This is a genomic window from Eubacterium sp. AB3007 (assembly GCF_000688015.1).
GTDB lineage: Bacteria > Bacillota > Clostridia > Peptostreptococcales > Anaerovoracaceae > Aminicella.
Genome location: NZ_JIAD01000001.1, coordinates 288,538 through 313,750, shown reverse-complemented (window position 1 = coordinate 313,750; position 25,213 = coordinate 288,538). Strand labels below are relative to the sequence as shown.

Sequence of the window (25,213 nt, the reverse complement as noted above, 5' to 3'; positions counted from 1 at the left end):
ACGAGGGAGATCAAGACATGCGCAAAGTGATGTGTGGAATGATTATATCGACATTTTCAACATTTTTAGGATTGCAAGCAGATATGTGGAACTATTGTCTTGGATTTTTCAACATTTTTGGATTATAGAACTGATATGTAGAATTGCTGTCTTGGATTTTTCAACATTTCTAGAATTAAAAATGGATATGTGGAATTATTATCTTTATTTTTTCTACATTTTATAATTATAAATCCGATATGTGGAATTGCTGCCTGTGATTTTTCAACATTTTTAGCGTTCCATGGATAATCTGTGGAATTCCCGCGCTGAAGTATTCCACATCTTCAGGAAACCAAAGGCAGTATGTGGAATTATGAGTCGCATGAAAATTGTGAGAAGCGTAATTTCAGGCTCTATCTACCGACTTTTCCAAGCGGCCCTGTCGACTATAGCCAGAGCACACCATCTACCGATGGTGTGCTCCTTGCTTCTCTCTATTTGACTCTCGCAACCTTCAGACCGCTCCATATGGAGTAGTAATCCTGTCTTTTAAACTACTTTATAAAAATTATAACCGAAACAATCCTATATTGCAACGAAAAGTTGGGTGTTTTCGTATGTCATATTTGAACGCTCCCACCACTTAATACACTGACGCGTATTTGAAGTGGGGGATTCCTGCTTCATCGAGAACTGCAGGTTCCCTTGTGAACTCCGTCTTACAATCTCTCCACAGGCTTTACTTCCCGTGCGACCCACGGTACGATATTTCGTCCCAGAGGCTCTATGCCGCCAGGATCTCCTTCCCTTTCTTCAGTATATTGATCGCTGCATTCACATCTCTGTCATGCAGCGCTCCACACACCGGGCACTTCCATCTCCTGACCGAAAGATCCTTGACCCCCGTGTTTCTCTTTCCACAGCATGAACATTGCTGGCTTGACGGGAATGTCCGCGGTACCTTCACCAGTACCCCGCCATGATCTGCCAGCTTGTATTCCAGCATCCGGTAGAACTCCCCCCACGACGCGTCTCCGATGGACCTGGCGAGCCTGTGGTTTTTCATCATCCCTTTTACATTCAGATCCTCTACGCAGACGACTTGGTTCTCGTTCGCCAGCCGACAGGTCTCCTTATGCAAATAGTCTCTTCTGATGTCTGCTACCTTCTCCTGTTCTCTCGCAAGTTTCTTCCTTGCCTTCTCCCGGTTCTTCGATCCTCTCTTCTTTCTCGAAAGCTTCTTCGCAAGTCTTGCGATCTTCTTCTCGTGCTTCTTCTGTGTCCTTGGGTTCGGAACGCTCTTCCCGGATGAATCAGTATACAGGACCGTCAGCCCAGCATCCAGCCCCGTTTCTCCTCCTTTGTTCGGAAGCACTTCTGCCTCCTCCTCTACCTGCAGCGTGATGTAATACCTCCCGCTGGCTGTCATGGATACCGTGGCCGACAGGATCCTTCCGTCAAAGACTCTTGTATTTCGGATCTTAACTTCTCCCGCTTTCGGTACCCGGATCCGGTCTCCTCCGATCCGGATGCTGCCATTTACATTCATCGTTCGGTAACTCTGAGCATGCCGTTTGCTTTTGAACTTCGGATACCCTCCTCGCTTCTGAAAAAAGTTCTCATATGCTTGTTCCAGGTGTCTCAGGGCTTGCTGCAGCGCGATGCTGTCAGCTTCTTTCAGCCATGGTGCCTCCTTTTTCAGGTGATGGGACAGATCTCTGCTTTCTTCTGTGTATTTCAGCGTGTCATGACACTCCTCCCAAAACGTTTTCTTCTGTTCAAGATAGTAGTTATATACAAAACGACAGGCCCCAAAGGTCCGTGCGAAGAACGCCTGCTGTTTCCGGTCTGGATATGCGCGATACCGGTATCCTCTGATACGCTTCATGATACACCTCCGAACGTATGTTCTTATCGTATCACATGTCATCCGTTTATGCAATATCGAAACAGGAAGTTCCTATCATTTTACTCAGAAATGGCTCTCCTGCAGAGCGACACTCGAGGGTATAGCCGTATAGCATTCTTTGGCCCATACCGAACGATTCATCCCTCCACTTGCAGAAGTGGGGGTTTTCTCGTTAAGCTTTTAGATAAAAACATATACAATAAAAAACCCCAGCCACCGCCGGGATTCTACTGTTACCTCACAGATCGATCATCCACACTCAACCAACCTCCACCATCTTCCATGTAGCATGCCGCAGGTTGAACTGGAGCACATAACTGTGCATGTGCCCCCCGATCAGTCCGCAACACTCATAGTTCCACACTCGGTCGCCAAACACATTCAGCAATCGGATATCCCTGATCTCCCCGATGCGGTACTCATACCGCTCGCCATCCAGGCCCTCGATCCTGAACCGATGCGGTTCCGGCGGCTCTCCGATGCGAAAAGTCGCAATGACGTCGATCTCCTTCTGCACTTTCCTCACCTGAATCACCTCCACCGCAAAGCATGCCACTCCGGCTCGCAAGCCTTCCGCTGGCACTTCTCTCTTCCTTAACCTCGTACCAGTATTATAGCACCTCCACAGCAAAAATGCAAACATATGTTCGATATTTTTTCAGCCCTGTGCCATTTCCGACAGAACCTCGTAGAACTCAGGTTGTTCCCTCTTCAATCGGATCGGTCTCCCCTCTTCATTCACAAAGCAATGTTCCGAGTGTCCCTCGCACACGGTCTTCCCATGCTGATTGGTCATCACATACCGCAGCCGCAGCCGAACCCCCTTCAGGGCTTCCACTTCCACGCTGATCTCCACCACGTCAGCAAACGTGGTAGCTGTCGCATATTTGCACTCGATCCCGATCACCGGCGAGATCACCCCCATCTCCTCCAGCCTCGCATAGTCCCATCCGATCTGCGCCAGGAAATCTACCCTTGCCTCCTCCATCCAGCGAATATAATTCGAGTGGTGGGTGATCCCCATCCTATCTGTTTCATAGTATTGGACAGTGTGTCTGTATGGTTTCATTCGATGCTCCGTTTCTTTACTTTTCCAGTTTCTTCAGACGTTCGGTGGCGGCGATCTGGTCGATGATGAGTTTCACGGTTTTGTCCAGAGCGGAGTTCTTGCTGTAGTCCGCCTTCAGAGCGAAGTTTGCCCGGTTCTCGTTGATCAGCCTCTCCGCCTCCTTGCGATCCTTCTCGTAGACCACGATAGAATGGCCGCCGTTGGTTCTGGTCAGTTTCATGCAGGGAACGTCCGTGTCCCCATCCCCGAAATAGATCATGTTCCGGAACGGAACCCTTCGGTCATCCTCCGGCACGTACTGGTTCAGCTGTTTCTGCTCCGTCACATCGAACACGCCTTTGTTGATGCGGTAGAGAAACTGCGTCTTGCTGGTGTAATTCACCGCCATAGCCGGCCACTTCGCCAGCCCGTCCTCCCCATAGAGGAACTCCGCGGCGTAGACTTCCTTGAACTCCCCTGCGATCTCTGTGCCCTCGATGATCTCCTTCAGTCCAGAAGAGATGATGTAGTGCTCACAGCTCAATCCCTGCGCCTCGCAGTACTCGTTCATGCGCCCAAACCAGTTTCTCACCCCAGGAAACAGTTTTACGCTGCGGCCCAGCGCCTGAAAGTTCTCCCTCTTCAACAGAAACTGGTTGTGCCCCTTCTCCAACATCATATACATATAGGAAAGGATGCTGTCCATGTTGTTCTGCTTTGTCAGCGCCGAACAAAGCGACCAGAACTCCTCGCTGCTCACGTCCAGCCCCTGCATGAACCCATAATCCTGCATATTCTTCGGCGACAAAGTCTTGTCAAAATCATACATCATCGCTACGATCGGTTTTGGCATGATTGTTATTCTCCTCTCATTCAGCAAAAAACTGCCTCATATATTCACGCAATGCAGCATCACATACATAGACATATGTGCCGCGAATCCCACGAGTCATCAGCGTCTGGTAGATATTACACAGATACGCTCGCAGCGCCTCTGGATCATCCGTCACTCCAGCCTTGCCCTGTTTATCGAAATAACAGGATTTGTCTGCGTATATTTTCTTTGCTGTAGAGTCGTATTTCAGGTCTTCCCCGATGATCACGCCGCAATAGTTCAGGTCATACCCCTGCACGGTATGTATGCATCCCACCTCTTCACTTGCGCCTTTGCTGGTGATCCAATTGTTATAGGTCCGATTCCAGCGGTACTTAACCCCCTGGATCTCGATGGTGTATGCCTCTGGATCCTTCCGGTCCCAGGGCCACGCATAGCCTGCAACGACCCGGCAGAGTCCCATTTGCTTATTCTTCTTTCTGATATCCGCGATCATTTGGGCACAGTCATCATACATCCGAAACTCATAGTTTTCAATAGTTCTGGATGCGGTTACTGTCTGCGTAAGAATACCATGGACATAGTCCGTATAATCAGCGCCTCCCTGACAACGCCATTGCGTATCCAGCGAGAACTGCGCCAAAGGCTCAGCATATCGTTCACAAAGGATGTTCAGAAAGTCTTCCGCATCAATATCACATGGTCTGACTGTCTGTCGCTCATCCCGGAACAAGATCTGCTGATGACTACATCGCATGATCCAGTCCAGTTCTGTTCCCGTTTCTTTGTCCAAACCCAAAGCTCTATTGCATTGATCAAACACCCGATAGTTCGACAGATGCCCTTTGTAGCGGCACTTCAGACGATGCGCCTCATCTACGATCAGCAGGTCGAACTTTCTTCCGGTTTTCATATAGTCCTTCACGACGTCCGCGGGACTAAGCACCATGGTCTTTTCCAGCGATTTGATTCCGGAAAATACATCCTTCAGGGACGTCTGCAAAGACTTCTGGGGGATCACGATCCCGATCTTCTCCATATGCCCCAACTGTTCCAGCGCATAAACGGAGAACGCATCGTCCACCTCAAAATACTCGTCTACAGGTGGTCTCTCCTTAAATCTTGGATCCGCCGCATCCGCCAGGAGTTTCATCAGGTAGATTCCCAGTATCGTCTTCCCGGTACCTGCTCCCCCGCGAATCAATATGGTCAAAGGGTCTGTTCCCTGATGCTCCGCAAGCAACGACAGAACCTCCTGCACGACCGCCTGTTGCTCTTCCCCCAGAGACTTGTAAGGCGAGTACTTGTACAATTCCGAGTTCTCGATCTCCTCGATAGACTTCTGCGTAAGACCAAGCTTGCGCAGTTTGTTCCAAATCCCCTTGAATTCCTCGATATAGCGATGGCGCTCGTAATACTCATGATCTCTGATCCCATTGTTTCCATTCTGTAATGCAAAAACATCATCTGCCGCCATATACTTAATGAGAAAGGATTCCAGATCCAGAACTACCGACTTATTGAAATCGCTGTCACTGATAATACGAATCTCCGTCAGCACGCGCCTCTCCTCGTTCTGAAGGTGCTGCTCGATCCGGCGAGAAGCATTCACTGTCTCGCCAACATACGCCTCCCGCTCATTATTGATCACATAGACGATGGGCCAGTTTTCCCCAATATTATGGTTATAATGACGAAGCTCCTTCACCTGTTTCGGTGTGGATATATCAAACTCAAAACGGTCTATGCTTGCCATTGCCTCACTCCTGTTGCCTATATTAACTTAAGTGCCTGTTTCCCCGTCCTCCGCAAACATTCCGCCGCAAGGTTTACCCAACTCTCGCAACGATCCAGAATCACGGAATCCGATGTAATAACATTATACTTCTGATACAGCGTCCGGTCCACACTTCTTATGATCTGAATATCCAGCGCAAACGGATAGGCCTCCCCGATTTCCGCAATCAACGTCTTCAGCCGCCCGGAGTTCGACACAGGTTCATCCAAAAGAATATTGACTTTTGTCACACCCGCATCCCTCAGCACATCAAACGCCAGTCGTACCGCCCCTTTCGTCTCAGGAATGATGCGATACGTTCCGCGAAGCGCTGCCAGATCCCTGATGCAGCCATCCATCCCCTCCAGCAAAACAGAATCACTCAGCATCACTTCCAATATGATGATCAGATTGAACCCATCGATCCACACCTCTTCGCCGCGCAGCTGCTCTATCTTCCGCTGTTTTTTCCCTCTCCTGTCAAGCTGCTCTATCGTGGCCAGACTCCGAACAACTGCCAAACGCTGCCGCTCCGACAACAAAAAATGGTTTCCCACAAACGTCGAGGCCTGCTTCAGGTCATACCCCTCGTTGATCAGGTAGCCTATATGCCGCGATGCCTTCTTCAGTCTTTCCATCGCTTCTGCAGAAAAGTTCCTCACATCCTCTGGCACAAAGCCTCGCTTGGCATTCACACCCTCACCCCCGTTTTCTTGAGCGATACGACGCTCAAAGCAGAATACCAACCACAACCACCACCGCCAGGATCAACAATCCCAGGCAGCCGGCACCTTTGCTCCGGCCAGTCCTTTGGGTGGTATCCGCGTCAGCGGCATCCTTCTCCGCATCCTCCAACATGATATCCGTCAGAACGAATTCCTCCGGATCGATCTTTCCGTTGTTGTTCCAATCAATCATTTTCTCCAACCTCGATCCTGATCTCAACATCACCGTTCCCCAGCAGGGTCTTCAGTTCCTGTTCCGAGAGATCCATATGGCCAAGCCTGGTGTAACTCCAGGAATTGGATCCGTAGAACAGCACGATCTGATCACCGGAATACAGGACGATATCGCCCGCCCCGGCGGTCATCTCCTCGTCGTCGCTCACAAGGTTTTGTCCGATCGGCCCCACCTGCTCAAAACCTCCGTACATGCTCATCCGGATCGTCAGGGCTTTGTCCTTGACAAGCGCACGCAACGCATCGACGGAGCGGTTCTTCTCCCAGATGACCGGCACCGACCGGCTCCCGATCATTAGTTTCATCTCGCTGCCCGCCGCGGGTTCCTCTGTCACGATCTCGCCAGGCCAGGTGTTGATCCCGCCAAATTCATAGATGTTGGTGTATCCCATGTCCGCCAGTTTCTGTGCAGCCTGCTTGCTGCGATTCCCGCTGCGGCAGTAGATCAGAATGATCTGCTCCCGATCAGGCAGCTCCTTCGGCGGCTCTGTCCCGATGCTCTCGTTTGGGAGCAGGATCGCGCCTGGGATATGTCCGGCATCGTATTCCTCCTGCCGGCGCACGTCGACCACGACATGCCCGTCCTTCTGCTCCATCATCTGCGCCGCTTTCTCCTGGGAGATCTGCTGATAGTTCCCCTCATTCGAGGAGCACCCTGCCAACAAAGCCATCCACGCCGCAATCATAAGAATTACCCCTCGTTTCCACCTAATGCGCATACTATTTCTTCCTCCTACAGCTGGTCATACTTGGCGGCACTGCCCCAAGCCTTCTCCACCGGGTACTTCGCCTCGTTCTGATCCATCTTGGCATTGACGATCTCGTCCACGTCCAGCTCCAACTTGTCCAGCATATTCTGGCAGTATACGATCACATCAGCCAGTTCCTCCTTCACATGCTCCCGGTCGAACTGCGTATCGCTCCACTGGAAGCACTCCAGTAGCTCCGCAGCTTCGATGCTGATGGATTTTGCCAGATTCGCCGGTGAATGGAACTGTTCCCAATCACGGTCGTCCGAAAATTTTCTGATACGGTCAATCGTCTCTTGTTTCATGTTCTCTCCTCTCGCATATCTTCTCCCGGTCATACCACGGCCTATTCACCATGCTCCACCTCACCAAAATAGTATAGAGCACCTTCGGTGAGATTCCCGCCACTCCAGGCGAATGGTTCAGTAGCCCCCGGCAGGACTCGATGCATTTCAAACTCTTCTTTGTCACTCTCCGAGAAATACCAAAAGTCACGCCCTGCTTCTGCCATTTCCGGCTCCAGATATACGCAGACATCCAGTCTTCCGTATTGATCCTGCGCTGCTCTCGCGCGGTCCGACCAGGAGATCCTGTATATCGGCGCCTTTTCGTCCTTCACTACGGTTTTGGAGCAATGCTGCTTGTCCGGCACATGGTATCCGCCGTCTTTGTTCTCCTCCGCCACCTCGGGGAGCGCCTCATAGCGCTCGTCCAGTAACGTCTGAAGTCCCGCGCCGGTGCCGATCTGTTCCATGACAAGGTCGCCGGGCTTCAGCACAAAGTCTTCCTCGTCGCTTGTCATCCACACTCCCCTCATGACCTCGATGTAGATGTTCTCGATCCAGTGCACCGCCTCGGCAAGATCAAGTCTGCCGATCCCGCGCACCATCCTATTCCCCTCCGGCTGTCTGATCTGGCGGTATGGGATCAGTTTCCCGATGTAGTTGCGTGACAGGACGTAGATCCTTCCCTCGTCCCCGGAGAAGAAAGGATGCAGCTTCCGGCGCAAACGTTCGGCCTGTGCCCGAAACCTCTTTCCCTGTTCCTCACTCACAGCCTCCCGCATCACGACGTTATACTCCATCAGCAGCGGTCTCTCTGCTTTCGCAAAGGCGCGTATGTCGCCGTCGTAATACGTCCCAAATACAGCGTCCCCCTGGGCCTTGGTATAATCCTGAAATACAGAAGATGTGACCGTATACTCTGAAAGGAGGATATCCTTCCCGAGCACCTCCTCCGTGGATGGGCGGACCAACTGCTCCCGCAGTCCCGTCAGGATCTCCTCCGCCTGGTGCGTGTCCGCGTACTGTTCCGCCTCGCGGTCCCATAGCACCGTGCTCCCATCAGACATCCGAAAGACCATCTGATTGATCTTGGTGGGCAGGATAGCGGTCGTATCGCCCCATGTCTTAACGGAAACCACATCGACCTCTACGCCATACTTATTCTGATAATATGTCAGCGCGCCACGCTCCCCTTTTGCCCTGATCCAGCCATTTTCACAGGCGGCCAGCAACAGAACGGAAAGGACGATCAGCATGAGCACGGAAACTCGCCTGGTTCGGCTTTCGGCTATTTCGGATCTCGACAGTGTACGAAGCATGTCTCCCTCCTTGCTTTTCTTAAGCTTCAAGTATCAAAGGACTTTTCCAGTATACACTATCCCTACTAACGCCGAACAAACATATTTTCCATTTACGCCCGCACCACTATATACCCATGCTCCGCAGCCTCCAGAACACGCCCGAAAAGGTCCGTTGCTCTGATCCTGAGGCTCGACGTATTGATGCACGGGTGGCAACCAACCCACTCCGCCTTCAGGACATCCTCGTCCACCAGAAGCTGCACCTGCTTGTCCTTGTCATTGATCAACCCCATCACACTGGCGGAACCGGGCGCGCAGTCGATCAGGGCCTCCATGTATTCCGGCTCCGCAAAATGAAGCCTGGAACTGCCCGCCTGCTTCGAGATATCGCTGCTCCTGAACCGCTTGTCGGCCGGGAGCATCAGCAGGTAGAACCTGGTCCTCTGCCGATTTGCCAGAAAAAGATTGTTGCAGATCTGTGCCCCGAGCGTCTCCTCGATCGCACTCTTCAATTCCGGAGCATCGCCTGCCGCCGGAGCATGGTCGATCCTGTCATACTCTATTCCAAACCTATCCAGGAAATCATACACCCGGATCTCCTTCTCCAGCCTGCCGGTTTCCTCCTCCGGCCTGCCTTTTCTCAGTTCCATCTCCATTCCTACTCCTGCACAAAGCCTTCCTGTTCTTCTTATGGCGCCTCAAACCTTCGATGGTGGCGCCTCGCACCTACAATGATGACGCCTCGCACCTTCGATGATGGCGCCTCGCACCTTCGATGGTGGCGCCTCGCACCTTCGATGGTGGTGACTTGCGTTTACGATGATGGCGCCTGTCGCGTGCGATGATGGCGCCGCCACTACTATATTCGAAAACCGCCACTATCACTTCGGAATTATGCCCCATTCCGTATGGTGATATCCGCGTGAGGTAATGGCGCCGCCAGTACTATATCCTGAAGCCGCCAGTATCAGGGTAATCACTTCAAGCAATAAGTTATTAATTAGATCAATCGTTCTCTGTTCTACCTTCAATAACAACTATTCTTTGGATACTATTACTTCATCTTTTGTTCTTTCCATATCTGTACACTCCAAATTAATCTGTAATTATATCACAATCTTCGACGTCAACCACATCATCAGGATTACATATAGTATTGATTCTAACCTCTTTTTCTTCAATAAATCGCTTACTGTAAAAGATGTCCGCATAACTAATGACTTTGCTCATCTGCGCTGTGTCAAATAACGCTCCAAATACTCCACCAACTACAGGCATGGCTCTCCCAGTAGACTTAAGCGAAGCCTTCTTGCCTAACTGTTCAAGAATACTTTTAAATACACTTTGCTCCAACCCTTTTTGTCCAGCCTTCTCAAGAGCATTCTTTGCCGCCTTATTGGATAGTGCCCTTATTTGTGCAATTATCAACGATAACCCGCCACGGTTAATCATTTCTGCCCATGTTTTTTTTGATGTCTGTCGAACAGCTGTTGTCTCGGTAAATACCATGAATTTCCCGACTGCCGCCGTCAAACCATTGTTGCCCACATCTTTACCTGGTGAAATCGAATTCATCATTACGGCCGATGCAATCTCCATTTCTTTTGCATCATTTTTTACATCATATCCATAAAACATGGCAACAGACTGTACTGCTCTGAAATACAAGAATGTGCTCGTAACAAAATTTGGAATCAATCCCACAAACCCAAGCGCACCAGTTGATGCACCTTCTACTGCAGCGATTATAGTATCAGATTTTTTATATTTGTTCACAATCTTTGAAAGATCATAAGCTCTTGCGAAGCAAATCTCATCCAAGGAAGTGATCTCACCTTGTGGGATAGTCTTATTCGCCAGTTTAAGTACAGTCTTTTCACTTATAGTCATATTAGCAGCCAATTCTTCAAGAATCTTAAAACCCTCTGCTGCATAATTCAAAGCCTGTTTAATGAAATCTTGTTCACTGACTGCATCTTTGACTTTAACTCCTGCATCTTTTATGCTATCTGGTAGAATGTCCGTTGCTTTTGAGGACAACTTTTTCAAACTATTTGGCTCAATAAGCTTGTTATATCTTTTTTCAAGATCATCCAAACAATCAATTTCATGATTATCCAACACAGGGTTTGGATAAGGTAAACTACTACTCATACTCGTCCCCACTTTCTCTGAAATATCCCGTCTCAAAGTCTTTTCCATATCGGATCTTTCTATAAGGCTCCGCATGCTACACATCCATTAATCTTCGTCCGCTCCACTCTTTGGACTCGCTTGATGCATCGTCAACCCACTATTCTTCAAGGCCATTTGAATCTTCCTCTTTTCCTTGTTAGACAGTTTTATATATGGTTCCCCAAAAACGTCATATGAAGCCAAATCATATAATGACTGACCTTTGCTATCTCTGCTCGCATAATCCTTCCAGACAGAACTCTGTAACATCTTCAACCTATCATTAAGATCCTTTTTCTCCAGGACAGCATTCTTCATTTTATTATATCCTTTGGAAAACCGATCATTCCGGAAATGCCCTGTTCCATAATTGTTGATGATGCGTCTGTAACATGGGGCTCGCGATATCAGGATCCTTCCCTCTGGCATCCTCGGTAAAGTCAAAATCAATATCGATCTCCATATATTCTCAAACCTATAGTTCTGCTTGATTTTTGGGGTATTTCTACCGGCCCATCTCAATGATTACATATTCGTTAATACATAGCCATCATTATTATACTACGAGTATCATTACCTGACAATTCTCATAACCAAATACAGATACTTACTTACCGTCTTTTGTTTACTCTTCTACAAATCTATAAAATTCACCTTCCCTTTCAATATACAAACCCTCAAGTCCACCAATGCATTTATAGCCAAAACAGCTCCCGACCATCAACCTGGCCGGGAGCTGTCTATCATCCGTTCACTTTCTCAAACCTATACCTCTGCCTGATCCCTGGGTACTTCTCCCGATCCACTTCTCCGAGAAACATTTCCAGCGGCCGGGCATATTTCTTCCCCTCCCCATACAAGGCTTTGTATATCATCAGTTCCTCGCCGGTCTCAGTGTGCTCCGCCACACCGACGATCTCATACAGATACATCTTCTCGTCCCGCTCTTCCGGGCTCAACGTCTCCCACTTGAAGTGACAGACAATATCCCCCGGCCGAAATCGCTCCGCTCGACCAGCCTCCTTGACGCCTGCATCAAGCAACCACTCCTGCAGGCACAAAGCATGATTGTGCTCCCGATCCCGCGCTCCATAGAGCAGTGTCACGTTCTCCTTCTTCAGATGCTCCCGAACCAGCTCCAGAAATCCTGCTGCCGTGTCAGAAGCCTCCAACTCCAGCCAGTACTTGGCTTTGAACTCTGCAAAATGTGCGGGGTCGTGTGCATACCACTTCCGCAGTTCAGTAGACGGCGCAATGTCCCTTCTCCAATATGCCAATGCAGCCCGCTCTTTGCTGATCCCTCTCGGCCAAAGCCGATCCACCAGAATCCTACATCCGTCCTCTGGTGACTGCGCATCATAGATTCTCTTACAAAAAAGTCTCATACTCCCCATCCATTTCAGAAAACACTGCCCGCCACTCAGCGGACACTCTATCATACTGGTGGCAGCAATAGCCTAACTTTCCTTCTTCATCACAATGGTAATCAGAATGTTATCAAACACCTCATCCTCATCGAAATCATAAGGCTTGTCCAAACTGACATCTTCTAAAAACAGCACTGAACTACTATTGGAAACCGGGTACAGCCGGACCAACTGTTCGCCTTCTTCGTCTTTGACAGCGAAACCTTTCCATCCCTGCAAGTCGCCTTTGAATCCATCTATATCAAAATCAAAGGAGGACACATCGGTCCCACCATATGCAGCAGAACTTCCATCGGCTGCCTCCGTGTAGGTATTATCACTCAACACGGCTGTGACCTTGCCCTTCTTGCCTTCTATCTTGACATCGTTATAATGTCCTGGTACTGGAGTGCACGGAAAACTCGCGATCTTCTCCCATGAATGATTTTTCGGATTCACATGATATACATTGAATACTATATCTTTACTCTTGACTTCATTAAGGTCATACCCCAGGTTTGGATCATACTCAAGTTCACCAGAAGAGCATCCTGCAAAGATCAGCATCATCACTGCTGCTATAACTATTATACGTACTTTTCTCATACTCATAAGCACTACCATATCTTCATCCATACCCATGATCTTTGTGCTTCCACTTGCCACCTTTATCTCTGGCAAGGATCCACTGCCAGCCGGTGTACGTGTCATTCGGATCCAGCGAACCATCGCCGCCTTTGCTGTCCGTGGTGAACTCCGACTCCAGTATGATGACTTCGTCAACACCATACTCTTTCGCCCATTCCTCCATCGAATCCTTACTATCATCGCCGGCATACTTGACCTCGGTCATATTGCAGCCGGAGAATCCCTTGAAGTAATCGAACACCACACCGCATGCTTCTTCATAATCCTCCTGGGTATAGATCTCCGACTCGATCGGAACGATCTTGCAGTCGGATGTCTTCCCTTGTCCGGAGCACGCACAAAGCCCCACTATCACCGCGATACCTATAACCAGGATACTGATTCTTTTAACCATCCCTTGACCTCCATTTCTCACAAGGATCCGTTTCATCTGTATTCGCAGTCCTCCAGATGATCGTTCACAATGCCGACCGCCTGCAGAAAAGAATACGTGATCACCGGTCCGACATAAGCGATCCCGCGTTTCTTCATATCCTTCGCCATCGCTCGGGAAATCTCAGATTCTGTCGGAACCTCCTCCAGCCTCTTCCAGTGCCCGTCGATCTGTTCGCCCTCAGTGAAACTCCAAAGGTAAGCATCAAAACTCCCGAACTCTTCCCGGATCCTCTGCACGGCCTGCGCGTTCTTACGCACACTGAAGAGCTTGTTACGGTTCCGGATGAGCCCGGTATCCGCCAACAAAGTCTCCAACTCCCGATCCGTCATTGCCGCACATGCATCGATGTCAAAGTCATGAAAGGCTGCCCTGTACGCCTGCCTCTTATGCATGATGATCGCCCAGGACAATCCGACGCTCGCGCCTTCCAGACAAAGCATTTCGAACTGAAACTGATCATCGTGATTGATCCTGCACCACTCGCTATCGTGGTAGGCTTCCAGTATTGGATCGCCTTCACTCCATGAACGACACGAATTATTCCCCTGCATTTCCTCATCCTCCCTTTCATTACCAGGCACAGTTCTATCACCAGTTCACAGAATCTTCACCTCAACAAACTCTTCATTTCAGCATATGCCTCGCCATCTCCACGATCGCCTCAACTGCCTTTTCCGGCGCCAGGATCCGCATCCCTCCATCAAACTGAAAGACCCATGCATAGAACGTGGGGCTCAGGGACACCCCTACGGTCACTTCGAACCGGTCATCCGATACGATCTTCGTTTTCAGACCGGTTCCGAACCGGTCCACGATGTACTTGGCCAGATCATTTCTGACCTCCAACCTGACCGCAACACGCTCCTTGCCCTCATACATATCAAAGATCGGCTTGGAATAGTCAGCGACACTGAACCCTTCCGGACGCGGCACCGCCTTTTCCTCCAGCATCTCCGGCTTCACCATCCGGTCCACGCGGAAGGTGGACACATTCCTATGTTTCTCGGACCACCCGACCACGTAATAATAATCCTCATTCCAGAGAAGGGCGTACGGACTCAGTTCATATACCTCGCCCCCTCCCCGGAGCACCGGCTTCAGCTCCGGCGAATAGTCGCCATACTGAAACGCGATCTTTCTCCGCTGGTTGATAGCCTCATTGATCGTGTCCACCATGTAGTAGATGGACTCATTGCCAGACTTCACCCGGTTGGTTGCCTGGATCTGCCGGTGCAGCGCCTTCTTCTGCGGCTCACTGGCCAGACCACTGATCTTCTGGCTCAGGTCCGCGCTCTTTTTCTTTGTGATAAAACGGGAGGCAGAAACCGCATCGATCAGCAGCTTCAGCTCCGGCATCTCAAACTGCCGGTCCCCCCAGAAGTACCGGTTCGGTCGGCTGATGATCTTCACGATATCCATACCCAGCTCCTGCAGGAGTCGGATGTCCCCACGCAACGTCTTCTCATTGGCCGGCACGCCATGGTTCTCCAGATATTCCAGGATCTGCGGACTGGTCATGGAATGCTCTTCATCCGTCAGCGTGTAGAACATCCGGGCCAGTACCACCAGACGCGCCTTGATCATGTTTTTGTCTTTTGGTTTTCCTGCCGGCATGAGCTTACTCCTTTTCCTCTATTGCAGCCTTTCGGCCATCTCCCGGATCTTCTCCAGAACATCCTTATCATGGTTGGTGAAGATCCCAACATCCTCCAGTCCCAGATAGCCGAGGAAGTCGCCGTCGTAAGAGAACTTTGCGCCTTCGTACATGTCATCATCCCCGGAGCTCAGGAACATGGCCACCTTCTTCAATGTTTCCGGCGCTTTCGGATACAAAGCCGAATAGAACCGGTCGATCACGCATTTCAGCTGGCCGGAGATGTTGTGGTAGTAGATCGGCGCTGCCAGCACCAGCATCTCCGCATCCCTCAACAGGTCATAGATCTGCTGCATGTCATCCTTCTGGATGCAGCTACCCTGCCCCTTGCCATGACAGTATTCACAGGCCATGCAGCCCTTGATATCCAGTCTGCAGACATCCACCGCAACAACGCTTTGTCCCGCATGCTCCGCCGCCTCTTTGAAGACAGCCACCATCTCCGCCGTGCTCCCCTTCGGACGGGGACTTCCGTTCAGTACAAGTATTTTCATTTCTCGTATACCTCCTTATGAGTTCCGATTCAACACATACCCGGCCACCGATCCTACGACTCCGCCGATCAGGTGTCCCATATTGGATATATTGTCTTCCACAAACATTCCCTGATACACCTGCTGTCCCAGGTAGAGGATCGCCACCAGCACCACGGTCAAAGGGATCTCCCCCTGCCGGAAACTCGTGAACGACGTCATCATGATGAAAGCGAACACCACCCCGCTGGCGCCGCAGAGCGCCGTCTCCGGAAACAGGATCCAGTTGACGATCCCCGTAACCAGCCCCGTGATCATGATCACCGCCACGACGATCTTCGGCCCGTATTTCTCCTCCAGCATCGGTCCCAGCAGGAGGAGATACATCATGTTACCGATGTAGTGACTCCATCCCCCATGCCCCAGCACGTGGGTGAAGAACCGCACATACGTCATCGGCGAAGTCAGCGGCGAGTGATACGTCATGAACAAAGCCTGGTTGCTCCAGCCCCCTGTCACGTAGTTCGCCACCATCGCCCCGAAGCTGATGAGCACAAAGCCCAGTACCACCGGTGAATTGAATGTGATCTGTCGTTTTTTCATGCTACACCCCCATCTCGATCTGCTCGCCCCCATCATGGCAGTAAGCATAGTACCAGCACTCATAGGGCTTGGTGCACTGCTCGCCCACGGGCACCTGGAGCTCTTCGCGCTGCTTCTGCATTCGGTTCAGGTCCCAAATGTGCTCATTGACCCAGGGGGCATAGCCCTTCGCCTGCTCTGTCATATCATTGAGCACAAAGGGTTCTGCCTCCCCTTCTCCATGTGTCACGATGTAAATGTTCCCAATCTTGACCCCGCATCGATGGATGATGTAGTACTGGAATCCGGCGTCCCGGACGAACTGCTCCCGCACCCGCGGCGCATTCTTCACCTCGTACAGATCGTAGCCGGTCTCGGTCTTCCGCAGGATGTCCACGGCACAGTAATTGTTATAGTTGCTGAAGGCCGCCTCACAGATCACGGTAGTGCCGCGGCGCAGATGCTCCTGCGTCCTTGCGATCATTTTCTTCTTATCCGGGATGGTCGTTCCCGGCAGATAGACCGTCATCTCCTCATATTCGCCGAACATGGCCATGGCCCTGTCGCCGAAATCGTTCCCCGCATCCAATGCCCTCTGCACCTCCGGCGGGATGACCTTCAGACCTGGCTTGTGCCGGTCCAGCCAAAGCATCTTGGGGCACTGCATGCCCCGCATGAAATCAGTTTTGGTAATTCCCATAGTATTCTCCTCCGTCCTTGCGGCCGCACCTCATATCACTTCCCGTGGAACACCGATCACCCCATCTTTATTCTCCGCCGCATAGACGGCACAATTCCCGATGTATGTGGACCAGTATTTCCCGTTGGCATCCGGTGTCAGATACTCCAGCAAGCCCTTCATGGCGATGGCATGGGTGGAGAGCAGGATGTTGCCCTCCAGGTCCCGTATCTCCTCCAGGAACTCTCCCGCGCGGGCTACGACAGAAGCCAGGTCTTCCATCCCTTCCGGCGCCGGATTGTGCACAAAGTCCTGAAAGAACGTGATCACTTCCGGTGCGGGGTCGTTCAGATCCATTCCCTCATAGGGTCCATAATCCATCTCGATGAGCCTCTCATCCACAACCGGCATCACACAGGGAACCACGATCTCCGCGGTCTGGATCGCCCGGGTCAGAGGACTCGTGAAAACATGTTCGAAGCGGATCCCCATCTCCTTCAGTTTCTGCGCTGCCTCCCGGGCCTGCCCCATCCCCGTCTCGTTCAGGGGATAGTCGCTCCTGCCCTGCAGGACCTTCGCATTATTCAGTTCCGTCTGTCCATGTCGAATGATATAGATCATGGCTTTCACTCTCAACTTTCGTTCATTAGTTCTCTTATGTTGCTTATTATCTCCTGGGCCATGTCAGCACAAAGTTTATGGAACGGTGCATTCATAATAGGAACGAGTGCCAGACAAGGCTGCTTGTTCCACTTGCGTGCAACATTGCATGGAGCCTGAGAATCGAACCATGCTTGTATGGAATCGCTCATCTTCCAGTCTGAATCACTGATCCCCAACCAGAATGGAGTCGTGACAGATTCAGGATCCTCCCAATTAGCCTTGTCAAATAGTATAGCACAGCAGTAATCACCTACTCTGAGGTATCTTGCATATCCATTCGAATAACGAGTTGCTCTTAGGCCCTTGGTCGATACACTCAGAGAATCATCCCTCTTCAATAGCTCTACCACTCCATCCACTATTTCGAAATAGGTATCACAGTATTCAGGGGAATGATACTCATTATCACTTTCAGAATAACCAAATGATTGATTCTGATATGTCTCATCGCATTCGATGGCTCGCTGCATCCTTTCAGCTCTTCTTCTGACGAACCGTAAATTCTTTTCCAGCCATACCAAATGCTCCCCCGCTGTCCTTGGTAATGGTGTTGTCTTCGTCAGGGAACAGTCATCCTGCCAGAAGATCACACTTTTGTAATCAGTTGTGACGCAATCCTGTAGGAAGAAGAACTCCACATATCCCTTGAAATCCACGAACAGTTCATAAAACTCTCTGTCCCGGTTAAGCACCTCCGAGAGAGGGCTGTCTTCTCCCAGATAGAACCTTCTGATGCATTCCATCGTAAGGTCCCACCGATCCATAATGTATGGATTGGTCCCTTTCTGCTGGTTCATGCTGTTGTCATGTTTAGGGAATATGATCTCTCCGCCAATGGTCCAGGTGTGATGCTGGAAGTCTTCCACATACTCATCATAATCACGCAGGATCCTCTTCAGTTCAGGAACAGAATTCTTCGCTCTCTGGAAGAACAAGCCATTGGCAAATGAATCGCTGCCAAACTCCAGGTCCTTCCACTTCAGATATCCGCCATTATCATGAGTAAGCTGCATGATCTCGCCATTTGGAAGTGGCTTGCTCCATAATAAACGATGATAGTGCCGGAGAGTGGGACTGGCTATATCCGGATCCTTGCCACCACTATCGTTTCGGAAATCATAGAAGATATCAAAAACAGGTTCTTTTCTGTTCATCACTAACTTCGTCATCTACAACCTCTCCGTCATGGCACAAAGCCCATCTGCCTTAGTAACCGTTCCCTGTCATTGATGAACATGGAAGTGATCTGATAACTGTCCGTGTCTTCGTATTCAATCGGATGGATCACACCTCCATCAAAGCTCAAGATCTCCGCCTCGGGAAATCCGAGCAGGATCGGCGAGTGCGTTACGATAATGAACTGCGACCCCTCCTTGATACAGCGGTCGATCTCCATCAGGAGTGTCAGCTGCCTCTGTGGAGACAAAGCCGCCTCTGGCTCGTCCAAAATATATATTCCGTCAGGACGGAAGTTACTCTGCGCCAGTGCGAGGAAACTTTCCCCATGGGATTGCGCATGTAAATGCAGAGGGTTCCCGCCAGGCTCACGGCTGTATTCCTCTTCCTTGGTCGCGACATTATAGAAGCTCTCCGCACGCAGGAAATAGCCGGTTTTTGCCCTTCTGACACCCCGCGAAATCCTCATTGCCTTGTAAAGCTCCGAATGAGAATCATACGTCGAGAAGCTATAGTTCCTAGTTCCCCCTTCTGGATTGAAACCATATGATACTGCGATCGCCTCTAGCAGCGTCGATTTGCCGGAGCCGTTCTCCCCCACAAAGAATGTGACCGGCCTTTGGAACTGGATCTCCTCCACATCCCGGAGTGCTTCTATTTCGCGCAGGTAGTTGTCCGATTCAATTCTATCCCATTCTATGATGGCCCTATCAATGAATAAAGAAGTCATCATGAACCCCCATGGATCACGCGGATCCGATAGACGTGCTCCGGCGCCTCCTCAATGATCCGGTCCAAAGCCTTCACGGCTTCCTCCGCCTGCATGCCGTGGATATCGATCTCAGTTATGCTGTCGTACTTCATCTCTCTACCCCCTGTACAAAGCCTGGTGCTCCCATACAGTCTCCGAAACTTCAACTTATCTGTGGTTTACTGCTCTTATAGAAGCAGATCCCCTACTCCCTGACAAAACCGATCTCGTGATCCTGACACCATTCCTTTGCAAGCTCCACATAATATATATGCCGATACGCATAATACTCGTCAGCGATTCCATAATGGTTCAGGGTGTTTTTGAATCTGCGGAAGGCACCACGCCCTTGAAGTGCTTCGTATAGTTTGTGTCCAATTTCACTGGCTTGCTCTTTTGAAACGTATTTCAAACCGCCTCCTGCAAAATCAGCAAATTCCTCCATGATGCGATATTCGTTGATCTCATATTGGTTTGGCAACCGAACAAACTGCTCTCCTTCCTCAATCATGGAAATGATTTCTTCCCACTCATCAGGATCATCACATATCCCCTTGCTTTCTGGTACAGCAATGATCCTCCCTGTATCTTTGTTCAAATACTGCTCCCAACCATCAAATGACTCCTCAAAAGCATCTGCAAGACTGGGAAGTCTGATTTTTTTCACACTCATTTTCTCACTCTACTACTTCCCAATATCCACCATGGTCAGATCCATGTCTGACTAATTTCCCTCTATCCTTAAACTTCTTGATAATACGCTCAACTTGCCGGCTGGACAATCCGATCTGTTCTGCTGCTTTTGCCGCGCTGAGTTTCGGGTTATCCCGCAAAAGCTTCAACAATTGCTTTTCATTATCTCCGACATTATCTCCGACATTATCTCCGACACCCTGAGTTGCCGCCTTAATTTCAAGCAAAGCATCCTTGAGCAACCGCAGCATATACTCAACAAACGGATTAATATTGTCGCAGTTATTCGCCTTCCCCAAAGCATCGTAATACTCCTGCTGGCTATCATGGATCAATGACTCAATCGGCACCCAGGCAAAAAATGGTTTCCACTTTGATAGAATCAGCGTGTGCCAGAGTCTTCCGATTCTACCATTTCCATCTGCAAATGGATGAATGAATTCAAATTCATAGTGAAAAATGCAGGCTTTGATAATAGAATGCAAAGTGCTCTTCTTCAGCCAGTCAAACAGGTTGTCCATAACTTCTGGAACGTAATTTGCCGGAGTTCCGGCATGTACCAGGGTTTCTTCATCATAAACACCTGCATTCTTTGACCGAAATCTTCCTGCCTCCTTGATCAAATCCTTCATCATTACTTCATGAGCCAGAAGCAGATCCTCCATGGACAGCGGATTCAGATCATCCAGCCTGTCATATATTTCATATGCATTCTGGACCTCCTTAATATCTGCAGGCGGAGCAAGGACTCGCTTCCCGTTAATAACGTCGGTCACCTGGTCAATCGTCAATGTATTCTGTTCAATGGCAAGGGAAGAATGAATCGTTCTGATGCGATTCTCTCTCCGCAGTTTCGGATTTGTTGTCAATCCCTCATAGACAGATATCTCACCTGCAAGTTCAGCGATTTCTGCCGTCAGATTTGCAATTGTTTCCGTCATTTCAAATGGTGGCTTATAGTCACTCATAACAAAATGTCTCCTTTCCCTTCCCTCTCTTGTCCACGGTCTCCTGTCCGTCCTTTACCGCAAGCCTATCTTGTCTGCCCATTCCTTCAGACTCCCCGCATCCAAAGGCAGGTTCACCCGCGCGTCCACGATCTCGGCCCCCTCCACATAAGGCTGCAGCCTGGCCGCAGTCTTGCCGATCCCGCTGCCGCCGGAGGTCGCGAAGATGCCGATCTGTTTACCCTTCCAGTCATAGCCTTTGGCAAAGGAATTCACCACATTGGGCGCCGCTCCGTACCAGATGGGAAACCCGATGAGCACGACATCATACCGGTCGAAGCCATCGATGCTCTCAGCAACCGGTACGTCCTTCCTGCCAAACTTTTCTTTGTTGCATCTGGCCAGCGGATTCTTCCAGTTGACGTCCGCGGCCGTGTACGGCCTCTCCGGCACGATCTCAAACAGATCCGCATCGGTGACCTGTGCCAGTGCCCGCGCCACCTCCGCAGTGTTCCCTGATACGCTGAAATATACTACTAATGTTCTCATAGCCAAATCTATCCTTTCTATTCATCCTCCCGAACACCTTCTCTTCCCAATTTGATTCATATCGCATCCATCTACCACTCCCGGAGCACGATCTCCGTGATCCCCGGGTTGCTCCCGCCTTCCATACGGAGCACCCTGTCCGAGGTATGGAAATAGTCGAACTCATCATAGATGGCCCGCTGCAAAGCATTCCCCCTGCGATACCCATGGATCACGCGAATCCGATAGACGTGCTCCGGCGCCTCCTCAATGATCCGGCACAAAGCCTTCACGGCCTCCTCCGTCCGCATGCCGTGGATGTCGATCTCGGTTATGCTGTCGTACTTCATATCTCCTCCCTGCACAAAGCTTGGTGCTCCCATACAGTCTCCAAAACTTCAACACTCTTATGACAAAGTTGAAGTTTCTACCTCAAAAGTTGAAACTCTCAATTGAAAGTTGAAACCAAGTCCTTCAAGTTGATACTCCTTCTATCTCCATTGAAATTTCAATCTCTGTCCATCTCATTATTATAAAAAAACGACACTCATCATTTTTGATCTTTTCTCCATCACCCCAATATCAACACATTTCTTATTTACCACAGATGCTGAATTTTCAACGATTCCAAATGTGTCTGCCACAGTTCTCCGATTAAAAACATAATCATATCGATATTTCTTAAATAGTTCAACTAACTGTGTGATTCTCCCCTCCCTAAAATTCCTAATACGTTTTCAGATACACCGCCTCGTCATCTATCAGCATCAGTTTAGGCTTGTTGAAAATATCATCCATTTCCCTGACACCATCCACAAATTGTTTGACGCCACTACTTCTGCTGCCTTTGAAAATATCCATCAATTCGTCACTTTTCTTATCATTCAATTTGTCGAGTTTTCGTCCTGCTTTGATAAGAGAATCATCAAGGGGAGTCTTCTTTACGAGCGGCACCTTAGCCATTGCGTGTCCCACATTTTTGCTGAAGTTCGCAGTTCCATCCAGAACATAGGACTCCACTGTTGTATCAACTAACTTCTCAAGTTTATTATAAACATCAGTGTAGAACAATCTGTATTCATATGACAACTCTTCAATCTCTGAAGCAACACTATATAAATACTCCGAGGATCGCTTGTCCAAAAACAATGCCTCGAGGAACGAGGAGAATGCAAAAACATACACTGCCAGTCTATAATACATGAGATTCCTGTGCACCTCTTTCACTCGTTTTTCTATCATGCTGGATTTCTTGATCGGCTCGTGCTTGTTCAGCAAATCAGCAATTTCCTTCCGATAGAACAAAATCTTCTGTCTTGCTGAACGTTTGATGTCTCCGGCTTCCTTGTGCTTGTTTATTCTATAGGTTTCACTGTCCCAGTTGTATTTATACTCATTGGCGAGAGCTGTAAGGGTCTTCAGATCTCCTTCCAGTTTCGACGCTTTATCATTATTAAGAAAGCCTATTATTCTGCTCTGTGTTTCCTGAATCGAATCCAGCTTATGTTCAATCCTCATCAACATCGCAGCCGCAAAAATCATCGATGGATTATAAGGTAGAGTTGTAACTTGTTGCACAGTGTCTACCGGGGTAAACCGTGCCTGTCCCACAAGATGATTCCCAGAATCAAAACACGCTCCCAGTAATCCTGATCCGTTATTTGCTGCGACCATATGTGTTCCGACAGGAATCTTCGCCTGAAACAACCCTGCAACCTGTACGTTCTGCGTTGCTGTGCGAAAGGCATTTGGCAATGACCCAAACGCCACCCCTAATGCCTCCAGTTCAGCAAATGGGACTTTCATGTAATCATTTGATCTTATTTCTTCCTCTGTAATAGACGGATAGTAGTCGAGTCTGATTATCTGCTCTTTCTCATTCATTCTCATTGCTTTCACCTTTCTCCTTCAGTCCCCTATCCCCCAATACTTCTTCAATCGCTCAACCGTAAACTCCCACTTCTCAGTCAAAGGCCTGCAAACAGAATTCTGATTTCCGAAGAATCCCAGTTCTCTGATAGCACCTGCTTCCGGCACAGTTCTGATCCACCGCACCTTAACTACATATTCCGCCTTCTCCGGGGTGTCTTCACTGTAGAAGTAATCACCCTTCAAAGGCAGCTCCCTCATATTCTTTTCTTCGCCCTCTACCACAAAACTAACGTCTTTCGCCTGCTGCACTTCATCCATCACAATCCCTACACCCACATAGCCTGTATGGGGAATGTTGACCCAGACACGGTCTCCCGGAGAAAGCATTCCCAGTGTATTCGAGTACCATTCACCACCACCGGCAGAAACAAAACCATATTGAACAGCATCCTCCCAGTTCCGAAATTCATCGTCTATCCCAAAGGAAACATAATACTCCCCATTCCATGGATTCTTGGTGCTCGTTTTCGACGGAATCACATCCTCAACATCTTCGCGGAACCATGCTCGACTGATGATTCTTTGCTCACCACACTGGAAAACTTGAAAGAACAATATATTGATGTCTACCTGATAAGTGTCTCTGAGGAAGGATATAATTCTTTCCGTACTTCTGTCCATTTGGGTAGCGACAATCACCATCTTCACATGCTGATTGACGTTCTCTGCATCCAATGCCTTGCCATATTTTTCTTTATAAGCAACATCCAGATTCTTTACCCCTGCAGAGTGCTTCAGATACAGTTGCGCAATCTCTTCAACCGTCATTGCTGAAACACTCGCAGCATAGTCAATGACCTGTGCCGTTACATCTCTGGGAGTCATATCCTTCTTCAATTCCACGATAACCAGATCTCCATCGTGATCCAGGCACAGAATATCAATACGCTTACCGGCATTAGTCGTGACCTGATGTCCGATCACCAGCCAGCTATTGTTCAGGATCTCTATATTATCTAGAAGAAGAGTTTCCAGTTCTTCCTCATTCCTTAATTCCGCACTCATCAGCGGTGCTTTCTCGTCCAGAGACCATACTGTGTGTTCAATGCTCATTTATCATTCCCTTTCTCGTTTACGACACATCCTTTTCAATTTCATCGTTCCCTCTACCACTCCCTCAGCACGATCTCCGTGATCCCCGGGCTGCTCCCTCCTTCCATTCGGAGCACCCTGTCCGAGGTATGGAAATAGTCGAACTCATCATAGATGGCCCGCTGCAAAGCATTCCCCCTGCGGGACCCATGGATCACGCGGATCCGATAGACGTGCTCCGGCGCCTCCTCGATGATCCGGCACAAAGCCTTCACGGCCTCCTCCGGCCGCATGCCGTGGATGTCGATCTCGGTTATGCTGTCGTACTTCCTATCTCCTCCCTGCACAAAGCCTGGTGCTCCCACTATTGCCTCTGTGATTCCCTCATATAATTCTAGTCAGGTTCCTCTTAATCAGGGTTGCACCTGCCACAGGGAGATAGCCCTCTTTCAAGAGCCGCTTTTCGGGGCACAGCATAAGCATTGGTTGTTGTACTGCACCCTAAAGAATGGTAATGCTTTCCAGTAGGAGTGATATATACAGTTTCATTCAACCATCTTTCTCTTTTTTCTTCTTTGCTTTCTTTTTTGCTTT

Annotated in this window: 31 protein-coding genes; all 31 read right to left on the bottom strand. The window is 49.5% G+C overall.

The window, feature by feature from the left end; genetic code table 11:
• Positions 1–766: 766 nt before the first annotated feature.
• The 31 genes from tnpB to P156_RS0101405 all read right to left on the bottom strand — a co-directional run bounded on the left by tnpB (position 767) and on the right by P156_RS0101405 (position 24,966).
• On the bottom strand, positions 767–1,870 hold the full coding sequence (gene tnpB, locus P156_RS0101570) for an IS200/IS605 family element RNA-guided endonuclease TnpB (protein ID WP_034802034.1): 1,104 nt from the start codon (positions 1,868–1,870) through the stop codon (positions 767–769).
• Positions 1,871–2,150: 280 nt separating this feature from the next.
• Entirely contained in the window at positions 2,151–2,417 is a 267-nt protein-coding gene (locus P156_RS0101565) for a hypothetical protein (RefSeq protein WP_185752115.1), read from the bottom strand.
• Between the two features lie 132 nt (positions 2,418–2,549).
• Positions 2,550–2,960 (bottom strand): thioesterase family protein, encoded by a 411-nt coding sequence (locus P156_RS0101560; protein ID WP_027868646.1) that lies wholly within the window; start codon positions 2,958–2,960, stop codon positions 2,550–2,552.
• Between the two features lie 16 nt (positions 2,961–2,976).
• The gene (locus P156_RS0101555) at positions 2,977–3,792 is read right to left on the bottom strand and encodes an HAD family hydrolase (protein ID WP_034802031.1); all 816 of its coding nucleotides are present in this window, start codon (positions 3,790–3,792) and stop codon (positions 2,977–2,979) included.
• A gap of 16 nt (positions 3,793–3,808) precedes the next feature.
• On the bottom strand, positions 3,809–5,530 hold the full coding sequence (locus tag P156_RS0101550; protein ID WP_027868644.1) for a DUF2075 domain-containing protein: 1,722 nt from the start codon (positions 5,528–5,530) through the stop codon (positions 3,809–3,811).
• 17 nt (positions 5,531–5,547) lie between these two features.
• Positions 5,548–6,246 carry a DUF434 domain-containing protein gene (locus P156_RS0101545; RefSeq protein ID WP_027868643.1) on the bottom strand — a complete coding sequence of 233 codons (699 nt, stop codon included), beginning with the start codon at positions 6,244–6,246 and terminating at the stop codon, positions 5,548–5,550.
• Between the two features lie 34 nt (positions 6,247–6,280).
• Entirely contained in the window at positions 6,281–6,469 is a 189-nt protein-coding gene (locus P156_RS0101540; protein ID WP_027868642.1) for a hypothetical protein, read from the bottom strand.
• Entirely contained in the window at positions 6,462–7,196 is a 735-nt protein-coding gene (locus tag P156_RS13490; RefSeq protein ID WP_242838679.1) for a cyclophilin-like fold protein, read from the bottom strand. The genes P156_RS0101540 and P156_RS13490 overlap by 8 nt, the downstream gene beginning before the upstream one ends.
• Before the next feature lie 47 nt (positions 7,197–7,243).
• Positions 7,244–7,564 (bottom strand): nucleotide pyrophosphohydrolase, encoded by a 321-nt coding sequence (locus P156_RS0101525; protein WP_027868641.1) that lies wholly within the window; start codon positions 7,562–7,564, stop codon positions 7,244–7,246.
• Between the two features lie 41 nt (positions 7,565–7,605).
• Positions 7,606–8,862 (bottom strand): hypothetical protein, encoded by a 1,257-nt coding sequence (locus tag P156_RS0101520; RefSeq protein ID WP_027868640.1) that lies wholly within the window; start codon positions 8,860–8,862, stop codon positions 7,606–7,608.
• Positions 8,863–8,954: 92 nt separating this feature from the next.
• Positions 8,955–9,494, bottom strand: a complete 540-nt coding sequence (locus P156_RS0101515) for a prolyl-tRNA synthetase associated domain-containing protein (protein ID WP_027868639.1) — start codon at positions 9,492–9,494, stop codon at positions 8,955–8,957.
• A 445-nt stretch (positions 9,495–9,939) separates the two neighbouring features.
• Complete coding sequence (locus tag P156_RS0101510; protein ID WP_027868638.1) at positions 9,940–11,046, bottom strand: EcsC family protein; 1,107 nt, start codon at positions 11,044–11,046, stop codon at positions 9,940–9,942.
• Between the two features lie 716 nt (positions 11,047–11,762).
• Positions 11,763–12,404 carry a DUF1653 domain-containing protein gene (locus tag P156_RS13485; RefSeq protein WP_185752114.1) on the bottom strand — a complete coding sequence of 214 codons (642 nt, stop codon included), beginning with the start codon at positions 12,402–12,404 and terminating at the stop codon, positions 11,763–11,765.
• Positions 12,405–12,476: 72 nt separating this feature from the next.
• Entirely contained in the window at positions 12,477–13,061 is a 585-nt protein-coding gene (locus P156_RS0101490) for a hypothetical protein (RefSeq protein ID WP_185752113.1), read from the bottom strand.
• Entirely contained in the window at positions 13,054–13,467 is a 414-nt protein-coding gene (locus P156_RS11090) for a hypothetical protein (RefSeq protein ID WP_034802668.1), read from the bottom strand. Before P156_RS11090 ends, P156_RS0101490 begins: the two co-directional genes overlap by 8 nt.
• Positions 13,468–13,499: 32 nt before the next feature.
• Positions 13,500–14,060, bottom strand: a complete 561-nt coding sequence (locus tag P156_RS0101480) for a DNA-3-methyladenine glycosylase I (RefSeq protein WP_027868634.1) — start codon at positions 14,058–14,060, stop codon at positions 13,500–13,502.
• Positions 14,061–14,133: 73 nt separating this feature from the next.
• Entirely contained in the window at positions 14,134–15,123 is a 990-nt protein-coding gene (locus P156_RS0101475) for a YafY family protein (RefSeq protein WP_051600494.1), read from the bottom strand.
• An 18-nt stretch (positions 15,124–15,141) separates the two neighbouring features.
• On the bottom strand, positions 15,142–15,657 hold the full coding sequence (locus P156_RS0101470) for a flavodoxin family protein (RefSeq protein ID WP_027868632.1): 516 nt from the start codon (positions 15,655–15,657) through the stop codon (positions 15,142–15,144).
• Positions 15,658–15,672: 15 nt separating this feature from the next.
• The gene (locus tag P156_RS0101465; RefSeq protein WP_027868631.1) at positions 15,673–16,239 is read right to left on the bottom strand and encodes a rhomboid family intramembrane serine protease; all 567 of its coding nucleotides are present in this window, start codon (positions 16,237–16,239) and stop codon (positions 15,673–15,675) included.
• A 1-nt stretch (position 16,240) separates the two neighbouring features.
• Entirely contained in the window at positions 16,241–16,918 is a 678-nt protein-coding gene (locus P156_RS0101460; RefSeq protein WP_027868630.1) for a hypothetical protein, read from the bottom strand.
• A gap of 30 nt (positions 16,919–16,948) precedes the next feature.
• A complete protein-coding gene (locus tag P156_RS0101455) occupies positions 16,949–17,518 on the bottom strand; it encodes a histidine phosphatase family protein (protein WP_027868629.1) in 570 nt (189 codons plus the stop codon).
• Between the two features lie 11 nt (positions 17,519–17,529).
• Positions 17,530–18,729 (bottom strand): hypothetical protein, encoded by a 1,200-nt coding sequence (locus P156_RS13260; protein ID WP_185752112.1) that lies wholly within the window; start codon positions 18,727–18,729, stop codon positions 17,530–17,532.
• Between the two features lie 14 nt (positions 18,730–18,743).
• A complete protein-coding gene (locus P156_RS0101445; RefSeq protein WP_027868628.1) occupies positions 18,744–19,466 on the bottom strand; it encodes an AAA family ATPase in 723 nt (240 codons plus the stop codon).
• A complete protein-coding gene (locus P156_RS13040) occupies positions 19,466–19,600 on the bottom strand; it encodes a Smr/MutS family protein (RefSeq protein ID WP_081818393.1) in 135 nt (44 codons plus the stop codon). The genes P156_RS0101445 and P156_RS13040 overlap by 1 nt, the downstream gene beginning before the upstream one ends.
• Positions 19,601–19,692: 92 nt before the next feature.
• The gene (locus P156_RS11080; RefSeq protein WP_185752111.1) at positions 19,693–20,154 is read right to left on the bottom strand and encodes a UPF0158 family protein; all 462 of its coding nucleotides are present in this window, start codon (positions 20,152–20,154) and stop codon (positions 19,693–19,695) included.
• Between the two features lie 10 nt (positions 20,155–20,164).
• Positions 20,165–21,148 (bottom strand): Fic family protein, encoded by a 984-nt coding sequence (locus P156_RS0101430; protein WP_027868627.1) that lies wholly within the window; start codon positions 21,146–21,148, stop codon positions 20,165–20,167.
• Positions 21,149–21,202: 54 nt separating this feature from the next.
• Positions 21,203–21,676, bottom strand: coding sequence for a flavodoxin (locus tag P156_RS0101425; RefSeq protein WP_027868626.1), 474 nt, complete (start codon positions 21,674–21,676; stop codon positions 21,203–21,205).
• Between the two features lie 71 nt (positions 21,677–21,747).
• Complete coding sequence (locus P156_RS0101420; RefSeq protein WP_034802656.1) at positions 21,748–22,005, bottom strand: Smr/MutS family protein; 258 nt, start codon at positions 22,003–22,005, stop codon at positions 21,748–21,750.
• Positions 22,006–22,381: 376 nt separating this feature from the next.
• The gene (locus P156_RS0101415) at positions 22,382–23,539 is read right to left on the bottom strand and encodes a hypothetical protein (RefSeq protein ID WP_185752110.1); all 1,158 of its coding nucleotides are present in this window, start codon (positions 23,537–23,539) and stop codon (positions 22,382–22,384) included.
• A 24-nt stretch (positions 23,540–23,563) separates the two neighbouring features.
• Positions 23,564–24,640: an endonuclease NucS domain-containing protein gene (locus P156_RS0101410; RefSeq protein ID WP_027868623.1), complete on the bottom strand. Its 1,077-nt coding sequence runs from the start codon at positions 24,638–24,640 to the stop codon at positions 23,564–23,566.
• Positions 24,641–24,693: 53 nt separating this feature from the next.
• Positions 24,694–24,966 carry a Smr/MutS family protein gene (locus P156_RS0101405; RefSeq protein ID WP_185752109.1) on the bottom strand — a complete coding sequence of 91 codons (273 nt, stop codon included), beginning with the start codon at positions 24,964–24,966 and terminating at the stop codon, positions 24,694–24,696.
• Between the last annotated feature and the right edge of the window lie 247 nt (positions 24,967–25,213).